The sequence below is a fragment of the Micromonospora sp. NPDC049366 genome, from assembly GCF_044466625.1.
Classification (GTDB): domain Bacteria; phylum Actinomycetota; class Actinomycetes; order Mycobacteriales; family Micromonosporaceae; genus Micromonospora.
In genome coordinates this window covers 205,911-222,746 of record NZ_JBITMV010000010.1, presented here as the reverse complement: position 1 = coordinate 222,746, position 16,836 = coordinate 205,911, and the positions used below count along the sequence as shown (strand labels likewise).

15 protein-coding genes and 1 pseudogene are annotated in these 16,836 nt (G+C 75.1%); 5 read left to right on the top strand and 11 right to left on the bottom strand.

Annotation, left to right across the window (positions count from 1 at the left end; translation table 11 throughout):
• Positions 1–10: 10 nt before the first annotated feature.
• The 5 genes from hutU (at position 11) to hutH (ending at position 7,109) form a co-directional block, all read left to right on the top strand.
• Entirely contained in the window at positions 11–1,666 is a 1,656-nt protein-coding gene (hutU, locus tag ACIBTV_RS16805; RefSeq protein ID WP_396705753.1) for a urocanate hydratase, read from the top strand.
• Positions 1,663–2,859, top strand: coding sequence for an allantoate amidohydrolase (locus ACIBTV_RS16800; protein ID WP_396705752.1), 1,197 nt, complete (start codon positions 1,663–1,665; stop codon positions 2,857–2,859). Before hutU ends, ACIBTV_RS16800 begins: the two co-directional genes overlap by 4 nt.
• A gap of 94 nt (positions 2,860–2,953) precedes the next feature.
• Positions 2,954–4,312, top strand: a complete 1,359-nt coding sequence (locus tag ACIBTV_RS16795) for a formimidoylglutamate deiminase (protein WP_396705750.1) — start codon at positions 2,954–2,956, stop codon at positions 4,310–4,312.
• 53 nt (positions 4,313–4,365) lie between these two features.
• Positions 4,366–5,577, top strand: a complete 1,212-nt coding sequence (gene hutI, locus ACIBTV_RS16790) for an imidazolonepropionase (RefSeq protein WP_396705782.1) — start codon at positions 4,366–4,368, stop codon at positions 5,575–5,577.
• Positions 5,574–7,109: a histidine ammonia-lyase gene (gene hutH / locus ACIBTV_RS16785; protein WP_396705748.1), complete on the top strand. Its 1,536-nt coding sequence runs from the start codon at positions 5,574–5,576 to the stop codon at positions 7,107–7,109. Before hutI ends, hutH begins: the two co-directional genes overlap by 4 nt.
• A 66-nt stretch (positions 7,110–7,175) precedes the next feature.
• Here the strand turns inward: hutH and rdgB are convergent, their stop codons facing one another.
• The 11 genes and pseudogenes from rdgB to ACIBTV_RS16730 form a co-directional block, all read right to left on the bottom strand.
• Positions 7,176–7,793, bottom strand: coding sequence for an RdgB/HAM1 family non-canonical purine NTP pyrophosphatase (gene rdgB, locus ACIBTV_RS16780; RefSeq protein ID WP_396705746.1), 618 nt, complete (start codon positions 7,791–7,793; stop codon positions 7,176–7,178).
• Positions 7,790–8,515 (bottom strand): ribonuclease PH, encoded by a 726-nt coding sequence (gene rph, locus ACIBTV_RS16775; RefSeq protein WP_396705743.1) that lies wholly within the window; start codon positions 8,513–8,515, stop codon positions 7,790–7,792. Before rph ends, rdgB begins: the two co-directional genes overlap by 4 nt.
• 109 nt (positions 8,516–8,624) lie before the next feature.
• Positions 8,625–9,809, bottom strand: a complete 1,185-nt coding sequence (locus tag ACIBTV_RS16770; protein ID WP_396705742.1) for a glycosyltransferase — start codon at positions 9,807–9,809, stop codon at positions 8,625–8,627.
• Positions 9,806–10,951 (bottom strand): glycosyltransferase family 4 protein, encoded by a 1,146-nt coding sequence (locus tag ACIBTV_RS16765; RefSeq protein ID WP_396705740.1) that lies wholly within the window; start codon positions 10,949–10,951, stop codon positions 9,806–9,808. Before ACIBTV_RS16765 ends, ACIBTV_RS16770 begins: the two co-directional genes overlap by 4 nt.
• 125 nt (positions 10,952–11,076) lie before the next feature.
• Positions 11,077–11,817 (bottom strand): MBL fold metallo-hydrolase, encoded by a 741-nt coding sequence (locus tag ACIBTV_RS16760; RefSeq protein ID WP_396705738.1) that lies wholly within the window; start codon positions 11,815–11,817, stop codon positions 11,077–11,079.
• A gap of 356 nt (positions 11,818–12,173) precedes the next feature.
• The gene (locus ACIBTV_RS16755) at positions 12,174–13,139 is read right to left on the bottom strand and encodes a PLP-dependent cysteine synthase family protein (protein ID WP_396705736.1); all 966 of its coding nucleotides are present in this window, start codon (positions 13,137–13,139) and stop codon (positions 12,174–12,176) included.
• A 160-nt stretch (positions 13,140–13,299) separates the two neighbouring features.
• Positions 13,300–13,599, bottom strand: a pseudogene (locus ACIBTV_RS16750) (MoaD family protein); the annotation flags it as partial.
• A gap of 61 nt (positions 13,600–13,660) precedes the next feature.
• Complete coding sequence (locus ACIBTV_RS16745) at positions 13,661–14,149, bottom strand: Mov34/MPN/PAD-1 family protein (protein WP_396705734.1); 489 nt, start codon at positions 14,147–14,149, stop codon at positions 13,661–13,663.
• 48 nt (positions 14,150–14,197) lie between these two features.
• Entirely contained in the window at positions 14,198–14,698 is a 501-nt protein-coding gene (locus ACIBTV_RS16740) for a DUF2017 domain-containing protein (RefSeq protein ID WP_396705780.1), read from the bottom strand.
• A 2-nt stretch (positions 14,699–14,700) separates the two neighbouring features.
• The gene (gene clpS / locus ACIBTV_RS16735) at positions 14,701–14,991 is read right to left on the bottom strand and encodes an ATP-dependent Clp protease adapter ClpS (RefSeq protein ID WP_091591611.1); all 291 of its coding nucleotides are present in this window, start codon (positions 14,989–14,991) and stop codon (positions 14,701–14,703) included.
• A gap of 148 nt (positions 14,992–15,139) precedes the next feature.
• Positions 15,140–16,669, bottom strand: coding sequence for a hypothetical protein (locus ACIBTV_RS16730; protein ID WP_396705732.1), 1,530 nt, complete (start codon positions 16,667–16,669; stop codon positions 15,140–15,142).
• Positions 16,670–16,836: the final 167 nt, after the last annotated feature.

Below are 16,836 nucleotides of genomic sequence, written 5' to 3'. Positions count from 1 at the left end.
GAGAACCGAGATGTCCCACCCGGTCCGCGCCGCCCGTGGCGCCGAGCGCACCGCCCGCGGCTGGCCGCAGGAGGCCGCGCTGCGGATGCTGATGAACAACCTGGACCCGGAGGTGGCCGAGCGGCCCGAGGACCTGGTGGTCTACGGCGGCACCGGCAAGGCCGCCCGGGACTGGCCGTCCTACCACGCGCTGGTGCGTACCCTCACCGACCTGCGCGACGACGAGACGATGCTGGTGCAGTCGGGCCGCCCGGTCGGCGTGCTGCGCACCCACGAGTGGGCGCCCCGGGTGCTGCTGGCCAACTCGAACCTGGTCGGCGACTGGGCCACCTGGCCGGAGTTCCGCCGCCTCGAACAGCTCGGCCTGACCATGTACGGGCAGATGACCGCCGGGTCGTGGATCTACATCGGCACCCAGGGGATCCTCCAGGGCACCTACGAGACGTTCGCGGCGGTCGCCGAGAAGCGGTTCGGCGGCACGCTCGCCGGCACGCTGACGCTGACCGCCGGCTGCGGCGGCATGGGCGGGGCCCAGCCCCTCGCGGTCACCATGAACGGGGGCGCCTGCCTGATCGTGGACGTGGACCGCACCCGGCTGGAGCGCCGGGTCCGCGACCGCTACCTGGACGAGGTCGCCGACTCGCTGGACGACGCCGTCGAGCGGGTGCTCGCCGCGAAGCGGGACCGGCGGGCGCTGTCGGTCGGCGTGGTCGGCAACGCGGCCGTCGTCTTCCCCGAGCTGCTGGTGCGCGGCGTCGAGATCGACATCGTCACCGACCAGACCAGCGCGCACGACCCGCTGTCGTACCTGCCGGTCGGGGTCGAACTGGACGAGGCCCGGGACTACGCGGCGGCCAAGCCGGCCGAGTTCACCGACCGCGCCCGCGCGTCGATGGCCCGGCACGTCGCCGCGATGGTCGGCTTCCTCGACGCCGGCGCCGAGGTCTTCGACTACGGCAACTCGATCCGCGGCGAGGCGAAGCTGGCCGGCTACGAGCGCGCCTTCGACTTCCCCGGCTTCGTGCCGGCGTACATCCGGCCGCTGTTCTGCGAGGGCAAGGGCCCGTTCCGGTGGGCGGCGCTCTCCGGCGACCCGGCCGACATCGCCGCCACCGACCGGGCGATCCTCGACCTGTTCCCGGAGAACGAGTCGCTCGCCCGGTGGATCCGGATGGCCGGCGAGCGGGTCGCTTTCCAGGGCCTGCCGGCGCGGATCTGCTGGCTCGGCTACGGCGAGCGGGACAAAGCGGGCGTGCGGTTCAACGAGATGGTCGCCTCCGGCGAGCTGTCCGCGCCGCTCGTGATCGGCCGCGACCACCTGGACACCGGCAGCGTCGCCAGCCCCTACCGGGAGACCGAGGGGATGGCCGACGGCTCCGACGCGATCGCCGACTGGCCGCTGCTCAACGCGCTGGTCAACACCGCCAGCGGCGCGTCCTGGGTGTCCATCCACCACGGCGGCGGGGTGGGCATGGGCCGGTCGTTGCACGCCGGTCAGGTCTGCGTCGCCGACGGCAGCGCCCTCGCCGGCCAGAAGATCGAGCGGGTGCTCACCAACGATCCGGCGATGGGGGTCATCCGGCACGTCGACGCCGGCTACGACACCGCCCGCGAGGTCGCCGAGCGCACCGGCGTCCGCGTCCCGATGGCGGAGGGCCCGGCGTGACCGACCTCGCCGAGCGGTTCCGGGCGCTGTGGAACGAGATCGCGCCGGTCGGGCGGAACGCCGACAGCGGCGGCTACCTGCGCTACGCGCTGACCGAGCCGGAGCTGCGGCTGCGCGACTGGTACCGGGAGCAGGCGCGGCGGCGCGGGCTGCCGGTCACCGAGGACGGCAACGGCAACCTCTTCGCCTGGTGGGGTGACCCGGAGGCGGGCGACGCGGTGCTGACCGGCAGCCACTTCGACTCGGTGCCGCACGGCGGGGCGTACGACGGGCCGCTCGGCATCGTCAGCGCGTTCCTCGCGGTCGACGAGCTGCGGGCCGCGGGCGTCACGCCGGTCCGGCCCGTCGCGATCGGCGCGTTCGTGGAGGAGGAGGGCGCCCGGTTCGGCGTACCGTGCCTCGGGTCGCGGCTGCTGACCGGGGCGCTGGCGCCGGAGCGGGCGGCGACGCTGCGGGACACCGACGGGATCGACTTCGCCACCGCGCTGGGCCACCCGCCGGCCGGCGCCCGGCCGGAGTTGCTGGAGCGGTTCCGGTGCTTCGTGGAGCTGCACGTCGAGCAGGGCCGCGCGCTGGCCGACACCGCCGCGCCGGTCGCCGTCGCCAGCGCCATCTGGCCGCACGGCCGGTGGCGCTTCGACGTAACCGGCGAGGGCAACCACGCGGGCACCACCCGCATGGCCGACCGCCGCGACCCGATGCTGACGTACGCGTTCACCGTGCTGGCGGCGAACAAGGAGGCGCGGCTGCGCGGCGCGCACGCCACCGTGGGTCGGGTGTCGGTGGAGCCGAACGCGACCAACGCGATCCCGTCGCGGGTGACCGGCTGGCTCGACGCCCGGGCCGCCGAGCCGGAGACCCTGGCCGGTCTGGTCGACGCGGTACGCGACAAGGCGACCGAGCGGGCCCGCCGCGACGGCACCAGCCTGACGGTCACCGAGGAGTCGGCCACCCCGCTGGTCGCCTTCGACGGCGGGCTGGCCGATCGGCTCGCCGCGCTGCTCACGGCGCCGGTGCTGCCCACCGGCGCCGGGCACGACGCCGGGGTGCTCGCGGCGTACCTGCCGACCGCGATGCTCTTCGTCCGCAACCCGACCGGTGTCTCGCACTCGCCGGCCGAGTCGGCGACCGACGAGGACTGCGCCGCCGGGGTGGCCGCCCTCGCCCGGGTGATCGAGGAGTTGGCGTGCTGACCGCCGCACCGGTCGACGTGCCGGGCCGGGCGGTCCGGGCCCACGATGATCGGGTGATGACGCAGACGACTCAGCTCGACAGGGAGCCGACGGCATGACCGCGACCCGCTGGCTCGCCGAGTACGCGTGGCTGCCCGACCGGGACGAGCCGACCGCCGACGTGCTGATCGAGGCGGAGGACGGCCGGTTCACCACGGTGACCCCGCTGGCCGGCGGCGACGCGCCCACCACCGGGGTCGAGGTGCTCACCGACGCGATCCGGCTGCCCGGGCTGACCCTGCCGGGGCTCGCCAACGCGCACTCGCACGCCTTCCACCGGGCGCTGCGTGGGCGCACCCACGGCGGCCGGGGCGACTTCTGGACCTGGCGCGAGCAGATGTACGCGGTCGCGGAACGCCTCGACCCGGACTCGTACCTGGCCCTGGCCCGGGCCGTCTACGCCGAGATGGCGCTGGCCGGCGTCACCTGCGTGGGCGAGTTCCACTACCTGCACCACGGGCCGGGCGGGAAGCCGTACGACGACCCGAACGCGATGAGCGCCGCCCTGGTGGAGGCCGCCGCCCAGGCCGGCATCCGGATCACCGTGCTCGACGCCGCCTACCTGACCGCGTCCGTGGACGGCCGTCCGTTGGCGGGGACGCAGCTGCGCTTCGGCGACGGTGACGCCGTGCGGTGGGGCGAGCGGGCCGCCGCGTTCACCCCGGCCGGTGGGCACGCCCGGGTCGGCGCGGCGGTGCACTCCGTCCGGGCCGTGCCGGCCGAGCAGATCAGCACGGTCGCGCGGTGGGCGCGGGAGCGGGACGCACCGCTGCACGTCCACCTCTCCGAGCAGCCCGCCGAGAACGACGCCTGCCGGGCGGTGCACGGCTGCACCCCCACCCGGCTGCTCGCCGACCGGGAGGCGCTGGGCGCCACCACCACCGCCGTCCACGCCACCCACCCGACCAGCGGCGACCTGACCCTGCTCGGCGACAGCCGTACCGTCGTCTGCCTCTGCCCCACCACCGAGCGCGACCTTGCGGACGGGATCGGCCCGGCCCGCCGGATGGCCGACGCGGGCATCCCGCTCAGCCTGGGCAGCGACAGCCACGCCGTGGTCGACCTCTTCGAGGAGGCCCGGGCGGTGGAGTTGGACGAGCGGCTGCGGACCCGCCGACGCGGCCACTTCACCGGGGCGGAGCTGCTGAAGGCCGCGTCCGTCGCCGGCCACACCGCGCTGGGCTGGACCGACGCCGGCCGGCTCGCCGTGGGTGCCCGCGCCGACCTGGTCACCGTACGGCTCGACAGCGCCCGCACGGCCGGCGTACCCCCGGTCGGGGTGTTCTTCGCCGCCGGCGCCGCCGACGTCACCACCGTCGTGGTGGACGGTCGGACGGTGGTGGCCGACGGCCGGCACCGCGCCGTGGACGTTCCGGCCGAGCTGGCCGCCGCCATCGGGGAGGTGACGTCGTGACCACCGACCTCTTCCCCACCCCTGCGGCGCGGCCCGGCGGCCCGACCCGGCGCATCCCCCGGGACACCGGCAGCCTGCTGGTGACCAACATCGGCGAGCTGGTCACCAACGTGCCCGGCACCGGCGCGGGCGGGCCGCTGGGTCTGCGCCGCAACGCCGCCGTGCTGGTCGAGGACGGGCAGGTCGCCTGGGTCGGGCCGGCCCGGGACGCGCCGGCCGCCGACCGACGCATCGACGCCGACGGCGCCGCCGTCCTGCCCGGTTTCGTGGACAGCCACGCCCACCTGGTCTTCGCCGGTGACCGGGCCGCCGAGTTCGCCGCCCGGATGGCCGGTCAGCCGTACACCGGCGGGGGCATCCGCACGACGGTCGGCGCCACCCGCGCCGCCCCCGACGACGAGCTGCGGGCCACCGTCGCGCGGCTGCGCGGCGAGGCGCTGCGGCAGGGCACCACCACCATCGAGATCAAGAGCGGGTACGGCCTCACCGTCGCCGACGAGGCCCGCTCGCTGCGGATCGCCGCCGAGTTCACCGAGGACACCACGTTCCTCGGGGCGCACGTCGTCCCCGCCGAGTACGCCGACCGCCCCGACGACTACGTGGGCATGGTGTGCGGTCCGATGCTGGCCGCCGCCGCCCCGTACGCCCGCTGGATCGACGTGTTCTGCGAGCGGGGCGCCTTCGACGTCGACCACGCCCGGGCCATCCTCGCCTGCGGGCAGGCCGTCGGGCTGGGCGTACGCGTCCACGCCAACCAGCTCGGCCCCGGGCCGGGGGTGCAGCTCGGCGTCGAGCTGGGCGCGGCCAGCGTCGACCACTGCACCCACCTGTCCGACGCCGACGTCGACGCGTTGGCGTCGACCACGACGGACTGGGTGTCGGGCCCGGAGACGACCACCGTCGCCACGCTGCTGCCCGGCGCCGAGTTCTCCACCCGCTCGCCCTACCCGGACGCGCGGCGGCTGCTCGACGCCGGTGTCACCGTCGCGTTGGCCACCGACTGCAACCCCGGCTCGTCGTACACCTCGTCGATGCCGTTCTGCATCGCCCTCGCCGTACGCGAGATGCGGATGACCCCGGCGGAGGCGGTCTGGGCCGCGACCGCCGGGGGCGCGCGGGCGCTGCGCCGCGACGACGTCGGTGTGCTGCGTCCCGGCGCCCGGGCCGACCTGATCGTCCTCGACGCGCCGTCCCACCTGCACCTGGCCTACCGGCCCGGTGTTCCACTGATCCGCCACGTCCTGCACAACGGAGTCATGCCATGAGCGTCACCATCCAGCCCAGCGGGATCTCCCCCGCCGACGTGCTCGCCGTCGCCCGCGGCACCGCCAAGGTGGTGCTCGACCCGTCGGCGGTGGACGCCATGGCGGCCAGCCGGGCGATCGTGGACGGCATCGAGGCCGCCGGCCGTCCCGTCTACGGCGTCTCCACCGGCTTCGGCGCGCTGGCCAACACGTTCGTCGCGCCGGAGCGCCGGGCCGAGTTGCAGCACGCGCTGATCCGCTCGCACGCGGCCGGGGTGGGCGCGCCGATGCCGCGCGAGGTGGTCCGGGCGATGATGCTGCTGCGGGTCCGCTCGCTGGCGCTGGGCCGCTCCGGGGTCCGCCCGCTGGTCGCGGAGGCCCTGGTCGACCTGCTCAACCACGACATCACCCCGTGGGTGCCGGAGCACGGCTCGCTCGGCGCGTCCGGCGACCTGGCGCCGCTGGCGCACTGCGCGCTGGTGCTGCTCGGCGAGGGCTGGGTGCTCGGCCCGGCCGGCGAACGGGTCGAGGCGGCCGACGCGCTGCGCCAGGCCGGGCTGGCCCCGATCGAGCTGGCCGCCAAGGAGGGGCTGGCGTTGATCAACGGCACCGACGGCATGCTCGGGATGCTGCTGCTCGCCCTGCACGACGCGGCCCACCTGTTCGCCATGGCGGACGTGACGGCGGCCCTGGCCATCGAGGCGATGCTCGGCTCGGAGCGGCCGTTCCTGCCCGAGCTGCACGCCATCCGGCCGCACCCCGGGCAGGCCGTCTCGGCGGCGAACATCCACCGCCTGCTGCAGGACTCGCGGGTGATGGACTCGCACCGCGACGACCTGGCGCACGCCGTGCAGGACGCGTACTCGATGCGCTGCGCGCCGCAGGTCGCCGGCGCGGCCCGGGACACGTGGGAGTTCGCCCGGACGGTGGCGTCCCGGGAGCTGGTCTCGGTGGTGGACAACCCGGTGGTGCTGCCGGACGGCCGGGTCGAGTCGACCGGCAACTTCCACGGCGCCCCGCTCGGCTTCGCCGCCGACTTCCTCGCGATCGCCGCCGCCGAGGTGGGGGCGATCGCCGAGCGGCGCGTCGACCGCCTGCTGGACGTCACCCGCTCCCGCGACCTGCCGGCGTTCCTCTCCCCCGACGCCGGGGTCAACTCCGGGCTGATGATCGCCCAGTACACCGCGGCCGGGATCGTCGCGGAGAACCGCCGGCTCGCCGCGCCCGCGTCCGTGGACTCGCTGCCCACCAGCGGCATGCAGGAGGACCACGTGTCGATGGGCTGGGCGGCGACGAAGAAGCTGCGGACCGTGCTGGACAACCTGACCAGCGTGCTCGCGGTGGAGCTGCTGGCGGCGGTACGCGGCCTTCAGCTGCGCGCCCCGCTGATCCCGTCGCCGGCCGGTCGCGCCGCGGTCGCCGCGCTCGGCGGCATCGCCGGCGAACCGGGCCCGGACGTCTACCTCGCCCCCCTCATGGAGGCCGCGCGCGACGTCGTCCGCGGCCCGGAGCTGCGCGCCGCGATCGAGCGGGAGGTCGGCCCGCTCGGCTGAGCCATCCTGACGCACATCAGCGGCCGCCCCCGGTCGGGGACGGCCGCCGCGTCGCGTGCGGGTCGGTCAGACGGCGGGTGGCAGGACCTTCGCGATCAGCTTGGCCAGCTCGCGCAGCGCCTTGCCACGGTGGCTGACCGCGTCCTTCTCCTCCGGCGTCAGCTCGGCGTTGGTCCGGGTCTGCCCGTCGCCCAGGAAGATCGGGTCGTAGCCGAAGCCACCGTCACCGCGCGGGGCACGCAGCAGCCGGCCCGACTGCCGCCCGTCGACCAGGTGCTCCTTGCCGCCGGGCAGCACCAGGGCGACGGTGCAGACGAACGACGCGCCCCGGTTCTCGTCCGGCAGGTCGGCGATCTGGTCCAGCACCAGCTGCAGGTTGGCGTGGTCGTCGCCGTGCGAACCGGCCCACCGGGCGCTGAACACGCCGGGCATCCCGTTCAACGCGTCGACGGCCAGCCCCGAGTCGTCGGCGACGGTGGGCAGGCCGGTGCGGCGGAACCCCTCGCGCGCCTTGATCAGCGCGTTCTCACCGAAGGTGAGGCCACTCTCCGGCAGCTCCGGATACTCCTCGACGTCGTCCAGGCCGAGCAGGGCGACCCGGTGCGCGCCGAGCGCGCCGTCGAGGATCCGCTGGAGCTCCACCAGCTTCTTACGGTTGCGGGTGGCGAGCAGCACCTTGTTCATGAGAGAGCCTTCCGCTGAGCTTCGGCCAGTTCCGCGCAGCCCAGCACGCCCAGGTCGAGCAGGGCGTCGAGCTGTTCGCGGGCGAACACGCCCGCCTCACCGGTGCCCTGCACCTCGACGAACTCGCCGGTGCCGGTGCACACCACGTTCATGTCGACCTCGGCGGCCACGTCCTCCTCGTAGCAGAGGTCCAGGCGCGGCTCGCCCGCGATGATCCCGACGCTGACCGCCGCCACGGACCGGTGCATCACGGCCTCCGGCTTGCCGGCCAGCGCCTTGCGCTGCCCCAGCCAGGTCACCGCGTCGTGGAGCGCCACGTACGCGCCAGTGATCGCCGCGGTGCGGGTGCCGCCGTCGGCCTGGAGCACGTCGCAGTCGAGCACGATCGAGTTCTCGCCGAGCGCCTTCAGGTCGATGCAGGCGCGCAGGCTGCGGCCGATCAGCCGGGAGATCTCGTGGGTACGCCCACCGACCCGCCCCTTCACGCTCTCCCGGTCGGAGCGGGTGTTGGTGGCCCGGGGCAGCATCGCGTACTCGGCGGTGACCCAGCCGAGGCCGGAGCCCTTGCGCCAGCGGGGCACCCCCTCGGTCACGCTGGCCGTGCAGAGCACCCGGGTCGCGCCGAACTCGACGAGCACCGAGCCCTCCGGATGGGTGCTCCAGCCTCGGGTCAGGGTCACCGGCCGGAGTTGGTCGGGCTGTCGCCCGTCGGGTCGCGCCATGCCTGCACCCTATGCGGTCCGGTGATCCACCCGCGCGCTGGTGTCCCACCCGCCGGCCCCGGCGTCGGTCCGGGCTCGGCGTCGGTCCGGTCCCGCGTCGGGTCGGTCCTCAGGCCGGGGCCGTCTGGCGCACCGGCGCCGCGTCGTGGACGCGGAGGAACCCGGCCACCGCCGCCGGCCAGCCGAACTCCTCCGCGCGGGTCCGCGCGGCCCGCCGCCGCTGCGCCTCCGGGCGGGCGACCAGCCGGGTCACCGCCTCGGCGAGGGACTCCCCGGAGCCGTACGCGGCGAGCCCGGCGCGGCCGACCACCTCGGGCAGCGCGCTCGCCGCGTTGACCACCACGGGCGTGCCGCTGGCGAGCGCCTCCAGCCCGGCCAGCCCGAACGTCTCCACCGGGCCGGGGGCGAGCACCACGTCGGCGGTGGCCAGCAGCGCGGCGACGGCGCTCCGGTCGGGCAGGAAACCGGTGAAGGTGACCGGCAGCCCCGCGGCCCGCCGGACCAGCGCCGGCCGCATCGGCCCGTCCCCGGCCATCACCAGCACCGCGCGGACGCCGGACCGGCCGAGCGCGGCCAGCGCGTCGACGGCCAGCTCGGGCCGCTTCTCGTGGGACAACCGGGCACAGTGCACCAGCAGCAGCTCGCCGGGTTCGGCGTAGCGGGCCCGCAGCGCCGGGTCGGCGCGGCCCGGCCCGAAGGTGTCCAGGTCGACGCCGAGCGGGGCCAGGTCCACGTTGCCCGCGCCGATTCGCGCGAACTCCTCCGCCGCCCACCGGGTCGTGCAGACGATCCGGTCGTACGCCAGCGCGCTGCGCCGGTTCAGCCGGTCGGCGAGCGGCCGGCGCAGCGCGCCCGGCACCCCCCACTGGCCGAGCAGCCCGGTCAGCGACTCGTGCGAGACCATCACCGCCGGTACGCCGTGGACGCGAGCCCAGGCGCCGGTCCAGCGCAGCGTGAACCGATCGGAGACCTCCAGCCGGTCCGGGGCCAGCGCGGTCAGCAGCCGGGCCACCCGCCGCCGCCCCACCAGCATCCGGTAACCCCCGCTGTACGGCAGCCGCGGCGCGGCCAGCGTCACGACCCGACCCCAGGGGTGCCGCTCGTCGCCGTCACGCCGGCCCGGAACGACGAGCACCGGCTCGTGTCCGGCCGCGGCGTAGCCCTCGCCGAGGTGGCGCAGCGCGGTCCGCAGCCCACCCGACCGGGCGGTCACGAAGTTCGCCAGGCGCACGATCCGCAGCCCGCCACCGGCCGTGCCGCTGGTCGGGCTCTGCTGGCACCCGGGAACGGTCATGAGGCGGCGGGCAGGCCGACGGCCGGCGCCGCGGCGCGCACCGCCTCGTAGTGCCCGATCAGCTCGTCACCGACCGCGGCCCAGCTGCGCCGCTGCACCGCGGCCCGGGCCGCCCGCCCGTACGCGGCGCGCCGCGACTCGTCCGCCGCCAGCTCGGCCACCGCGGCGGCGAGCGCGTCCGCGTCCTCCGGCGGCACGAGCAGCCCGTTCACGCCCGAGTCCACCAGGTCCAGCGGGCCGCCCGCGGCGGGCGCCACCACCGGCACGCCGCTGGCCAGCGCCTCCTGCACGGTCTGGCCGAAGGTCTCGTGCGGGCCGGTGTGCACGAAGACGTCCAGGCTGGCGTAGAGCCGGGCCAGGTCCTCGCCGTGCTGCACGCCGAGGAAGGTGACCTCGGGCAGGGCCCGCGCCAGCTGCCGGCGGGCCGGGCCGTCGCCGGCCACCACGACCCGCACGCCGGGCAGCCGGGACGCCGCGGCCAGCAGGTCGACCCGCTTCTCCGGTGCCAGCCGCCCGACGTAGCCGACCAGCAGCTCGCCGTTCGGGGCGAGACGGGCCCGCAGCGACGCGGACCGCTTCGCCGGCTGGAACCGGTCCGCGTCCACGCCCCGCCCCCACAGCCAGATCCGCTGCACCCCGTTGGCGATCAGATCCGCGGCGGCCCGGGTGGACGGGGCGAGCGTCCGGCCCGCCGAGTTGTGGATCTCGCGCAGTCGCCGCCAGGCGGCCGCCTCGCCCCAACCGACCCGGTACGCGCGGGCGTACGACGCCACGTCGGTCTGGTAGACCGCCACCGTGGGCAGGCCGTGCCGGGCGGCGAGGGTGGCGGCACGGCCGCCGAGGATGAACGGGCTGGCCAGGTGCACCACGTCCGGTGCGCGGCCCAGCAACTCGCCGGCCAGCCGGGTGGTGGTCGGCACCCCCAGCCGGAAGCCCTGGTAGCGGGGCAGCGGCACGCTGGGGATCCGGATCACCGGATAGGGGAACGCGTCGCTGTCGTGCCCGGCCGCTCCGGGCGGCGCCGGTGCGATGACCACCGGCTGGTGGCCACGGGCGACCAGGTGTTCGGCCGTCCGGACGACGGAGTGCGCGACGCCGTTCACGTCCGGGGGGAACGACTCGGTCACGATGGCGATCCGCATGCCCACACCGTGCGGGTGTCACGGGTGCAGCAGACGACCGGCCGCTGACCGGTCGGCGAACACTGCGGCAAGACCGGGCGCGCCCCGCGCGCCACCCCGTCGCGGCGGCGGGGACCGGTGGGTCGTCAGACCTCGTAGCTCGCGCCGGGCCGGACCACCTCGATCGGGCCGGCGTACGCGGCGGCCGCCGACTCGACGGTGTGCGCCTCGCTGCCCCAGGCGGGCACGAGGTGGGTGAGCAGCAGCCGGCCCACGCCCGCCTTCGTCGCCGCCTCGCCCGCCTCGCGGCCGGTGAGGTGCAGGTCCGGCGGGTTATCCACACCGTCGAGGTAGCTCGCCTCGCACAGGAACACGTCGGCGTCCTGCGCCAGCCGCAGCAGCGCGTCGCAGGGCGCGGTGTCGGAGGAGTAGCAGAGCACCCGGCCCTCGTGCTCCAACCGCACCCCGTACGTCTCGATGGGGTGGTTGACCCGGTCGACGGTGACCGTGAACGGGCCGATGGGGAAGGTGCCGGGCTGCAGGCCGTAGAACTGGTAGACGTCGTCCATCGCGCCGTCGCCGTAGGCCGCCGACAGGCGGTCCGGCGCGCCGGACGGGGCGTAGACCGGCAGGACCGGGTAGGGGCCGTCCGGGGCGTATCGGCGGACCACCACGTACGACACGGCGTCCAGGATGTGGTCGCAGTGCAGGTGGCTGAGGAGGATCGCGTCGGGTGCGTGCAGGCCCGCGTAGCGCTGGAGGCTGGACAGCGAGCCAGGGCCGAAGTCGACCAGCAGCCGGAAGCCGTCGGCCTCGACGAGATAGGCCGAGCAGGGGGACTCCGGGCCGGGGAAACTGCCCGCGCAGCCGAGGACGGTCAGTCGCATCGGGTCGTCTCGCCGTCACGATCCGTAGTCGCTCCGCCGGTGATCGCTCGGCACATGATCTCTACCGACGCGTACGTCACGCTCGGCAGCCTACGCTGACGCACGGGACGGCAAGAATCATCCGCTGGAAGTTGTCACCAACGTGACACCCCCGTCGGCCGGGCGGCCGAGGCCCGTGGGGCCGGTCGGCCGGGTGCCCGTCGTCACTCCCCGTGGCGCACCCTGCCGCCGCCGTCCACCGCCGACCGCGCCGGATGAGACGGGCGCGGGGCGACCACGACCAGCGTGAACGGACCGGGCCGGAGCCCCGACAGCGTCGGTGACCCCGGCCCGGTCCGGCCGTGCGATGTCCGGGCTCAGGCCCAGAGCTGCCCCTCCAGGGCCTCCTCGGCGTCGGCCAGCGTGCCGCCGTACGCCCCGGTGGAGAGGTACTTCCAGCCGCCGTCGGCGACGACGAACGCCACGTCGGCCCGGCGGCCGTCCCGCACCGCCTCGTGCGCCACCGCCAGCGCGGCGTGCAGGATGGCGCCGGTGGAGAAACCCGCGAAGATCCCCTCCACCTCGACCAGCTGTCGGGTACGCAGGACGGCGTCGCGGGTGCCCACCGAGAACCGTCTCGACAACACCGACGCGTCGTACAGCTCCGGCACGTAGCCCTCGTCGATGTTGCGCAGCCCGTAGACCAGCTCGCCGTAGCGCGGCTCCGCGGCGACGACCTGGATGCCGTCGACCTTCTCCCGCAGGTAGCGACCGGTGCCCATCAGCGTGCCCGTGGTGCCCAGACCCGCCACGAAGTGCGTGATCGTCGGCAGGTCGTGCAGCAGCTCCGGCCCGGTCGTCTCGTAGTGCGCCCGGGCGTTCGCCTCGTTGCCGTACTGGTAGAGCATCACCCAGTCGGGGTGCTCCGCGGCGATCTGCTTCGCGGTGGCGACCGCCTGGTTCGACCCACCGGCGGCCGGCGAGAAGATGATCTCCGCGCCGTACATCCGGAGAAGCTGGACCCGCTCGGTCGACACGTTCTCCGGCATCACGCAGACCAGCCGGTAGCCCCGCAGCTTCGCCACCATCGCCAGCGAGATGCCGGTGTTGCCGCTGGTCGGCTCCAGGATCGTGTCACCGGCGCGGAGCCGGCCGGCCTCCTCGGCCGCCCGGACCATGAACAGGGCCGCCCGGTCCTTGATGCTGCCGGTCGGGTTCCGGTCCTCCAGCTTCGCCCACAGCCGCACCGGCGGCGCCCCGTCGGGCACCGTCGGCGAGAGCCGCGGCAGACCCACCAGGGGCGTGCCGCCGCAGGCGTCCAGCAGGCTGTCGTACCGCGCCATGGCGGCCGCCTCAGCGAACGGTGACGGGCGCGGCCCGGTGACCGACCGCGGCCGCCGCCGCGCCGTGCTGGCCCGGCGCCGTCCCGGCGCCCTGCTGGCCCAGCGCCGTCCCGGCGCCAGGCTGGCCGACCGCGGCTGCCGCCGCGCCGTGCTGGCCGATCGCGGCTGCCGCCGCGAAGCCGAACGCGCCGCCGGCGACGGCCGGGAGGATGGTGACGCTGTCGCCGTCGCTGAGCTTGGCGTCCAGCGCGCCGAGGAACCGGACGTCCTCGTCGTTGACGTAGACGTTGACGAAGCGGTGCAGCGCGCCCGCGTCGGTCACCAGCCGGGCCCGCAGGCCGCCGTGCCGGGAGTCCAGGTCGGTGAGCAGGTCGCCCAGGGTGTCGCCGCTGCCTTCGACGACCTTCGCGCCGCCGGTGTAGCTGCGCAGGATGGTGGGGATGCGAACCTCGATGGCCATGATGTCGTGCTCCTTGTCGGGAATGCCTCGATGACGGGTGGACGGTGTTGACGGCGTGGGGTCAGCGGCCGGAACACTCGTAGTCGACCGTCGTCGGGCTCTGCCCGAACATGTAGGACTGGACGGCGTGCGGGTCCACCGCCGCCTCCACGATCCGCACCGGCTCCTCGGTCACCACACCGTCCACGATCCGGAAGGAGCGGATCTCCTCGGTGTCGGGCTCCCGCGTGGAGACGAGCAGGTAGTGCGCGCCCGGCTCACCCGCGAAGGAGACGTCGGTGCGCGACGGGTAGGCCTCGGTGGCGGTGTGCGAGTGATAGATGACGACGGGCTCCTCGTCCCGGTCGTCCATCTCGCGCCACACCCGCAGCTGCTCCATCGAGTCGAACTCGTAGAACGTCATGGAACGCGCGGCGTTGTCCATCGGGATGTGCCGCGTCGGGGTGTCGCTGCCGACCGGGCCGGCGACCACGCCGCACGCCTCGTCCGGGTGGTCCCGGCGCGCGTGGGCGACGATCGCGTCGACGATCGACCGGTCGATGCTCAGCACGGGTCCCAGACTAACGCCTGCCCCGCGCCGACGGCGAAGTGGTCGCGGTCACGCCTCGTCGATCAGCGCGTTGAGCAGGGACTCCTGGAGATAGCCGAGATACGCGTAGACCGACAGTTGGAACACCCGGCTGGAGGTCGGATCCTCCGCGACCGCGTCGTCCAGCTCCTCACCGAGGTCGGTGCCGTCCTTGATCTCCAGCCGGACGCCCATCGCCAGGCGGGCGTCGTTCAACGCGCGCAGCCACGCCTCGGCGGCCTCCGCGTCCAGCCGCACCTCGCCGCCGGACTCGTCGGGCAGCGCGGCGAGGATCGCCCCGGCCTGGTCGATCTTGGCGGTCTTGAGGTCGCCCTCGGTGTAGCGGCGGAACTCGGCGGTGCCCGCCGGGTCGTCCGGGTAGGCGTCGGGGAAGAGCCGGCCGACCACCGGGTCGGTGTGGTCGAAGCCGTCGGTCAGCAGACCGACCACCTCACCGGCGACCTTGCGCAGCACCCGCGCCTCGTCGACGGCGAAGCTGGCGACGTAACGGCCTGCCTGGCGGCGGAACATGCTCACGAGCGGTCCACCGTCGCCCACAGCCCGTACGCGTGCAGCTGCGACGCGTCGTGCTCCATCCGCTCCCGGGCGCCGGTGGAGACGACGGCGCGGCCCTTGTGGTGCACGTCCAGCATCAGCTTCTCGGCCTTCTCCCGGCTGTAGCCGAAGAGCTTCTGGAAGACCCAGGTCACGTACGTCATCAGGTTGACCGGGTCGTCCCACACGATCGTCACCCATTGCCGGTCCGAGACCGGCACCTCTTCGGTGGCCGGCGTCTCGACCGGTGCAACCTGCGGAGCCGCCATGCCCCCCATCGTGCCACCGGTCTCCGGAATCCGAGGAACCGGAACGCCGTCCGGCCGCGGATCTCGGGCGTGGGGCGTGCCGGGCCCGCCGGGACCGCGCCCGAGGGGTGGGCGGGCGGGCCCGGCGGGCCGGACGATCGGGACGCCCTCAGGCGAGCAGGATGCCGTGGTCGACCGCATCGGAGAGCACCACGCCCAGGGAGAGACGGATCACCTCGAACCGCCGCGAGATCTCCCGGGACAGCTCCAGCTCGACCTCGCGCAGCGCTTGCTGGGCCCAGGCCCGCGCGCCGTTGGGGTCGTTGTTGCCCGGGCTCCGCCAGTGCTGCCAGCAGCCGCCGGAGAGGGCGACGGCGACCGGTGGGAGAACCTCGGCGCGGGCGGTGCCCGGGTAGCCGGCGACCGCGTCGACGGCTCCGTCGCCGGTCAGCCCGGCCACGCCGGCCGTGCTGGTGACGAGGAGCACCCGGTCGAGCTCCCGGCCGGAACGTTCCTCGGTCAACCCCCAGCGCATCGCGTGGGAGACCCGCCGGTAGACCCCTTCGGGCAGCGGCGACCCCACGACGCGGGACGAGGCCTCCTCGATGATGCCCCGGACGGCCTGGTCGCACTGGGCGGTGGCCAGCAGCGACAGGGCCTCCATCTCCCGGTCGAGCAGCTGGGGCAGCCCGGCGCAGCCCACCCCGAAGACGATCTCCTGGACCGCGCGGAGATGGATGTTGGCCAGCTCCAGCGCGAGGTGCTGACGGATCCGCTGGGCGCAGGAGCGGGTCAGCCGGTCGAGCAGCTCCGACCAGTCGCCCGGGTCGGCGACCACGGGCACCCGGCCGTGCTCGCCGGGCAGGACCGGTGGGTCGGAACTGGCCCGCCGCAGGCCCTCGTCGACGGCCCAGCCGACCAGGGCGCGGCGGAGGTCGGCCGCGTCGTCGATGCGGTGCGGCGCGAACCAGCGCGCGTCGGCGAGCGTGGGGACCGCGGCGAGCAGGGCGGCGCGGTGCGCCTCCACCGTCACGGTGATCGGGTCGACCGTGGGACCGGGTGAGGGGGACCCGGCCCCGGACGGCGGGACGGACGCCCCCGCGTCCTCCGTACGCGCCGCGCTGTCGGGCCCGGCCCAGCCGGTCGAGCCGGGCGTGACCGCGAAGCAGATCGAGACCGGGGTCCCGGCGAGCTCGGCGAGCAGGGTGAGCTCCGCGGCGGTGAACGTCTGGTCGGCGGCGATCACGAAGAGCAGGCACCCGGCCCGGCCGGCCGCCTCGATCAGCACGCGGGCGCCGGCCACGCCGAGCGCGCCGGTGTCGGGGGTGTCGACCAGGGCGAAGTGCCGCAGCAGCGGCTCGGGCAGACCCAGCTCGACCCGGCGCGGCGGGCGGGCCAGCGCGGGGCCGGCGGCGCCGCGGTCCGCGCCGTAGGCGTGCGGCTGCCGGTAGCCCGGCACGTAGGCCGCGCGGCTGGGCGTCGTCGCGTGCCGCAGCACCAGCCAACTGCCGTCGGGCACACCGAGCAGGGCCGGGTCGAGGTCGAGCAGGGTGGCGAGCACGGCGCGGCGACCGGCGTCGGCCGGCCCGACGGTGAGCACGCCGAGCGATTCGTCCGGCCCCGGGTCGCTCACCCCGAGCCGGGTGGGCAGGGGCGCGCAACGGGGCATGTCGCTCGGCCCCGGCTGGTCGCCGGACATGTCGACGGAGGGGAGCTGACCCGGTTGCATGAGGGCGGCCTCCCGTGACGTGCGAGACCGGCGGCAACCGGCCATGTGGAATATCCGGTGGAGCGATCCGGATGCCGGAAGACTACGAGCGACCGAGGGCCCTGGCGGAACACATCGGATACTCACCAGTAATCGTC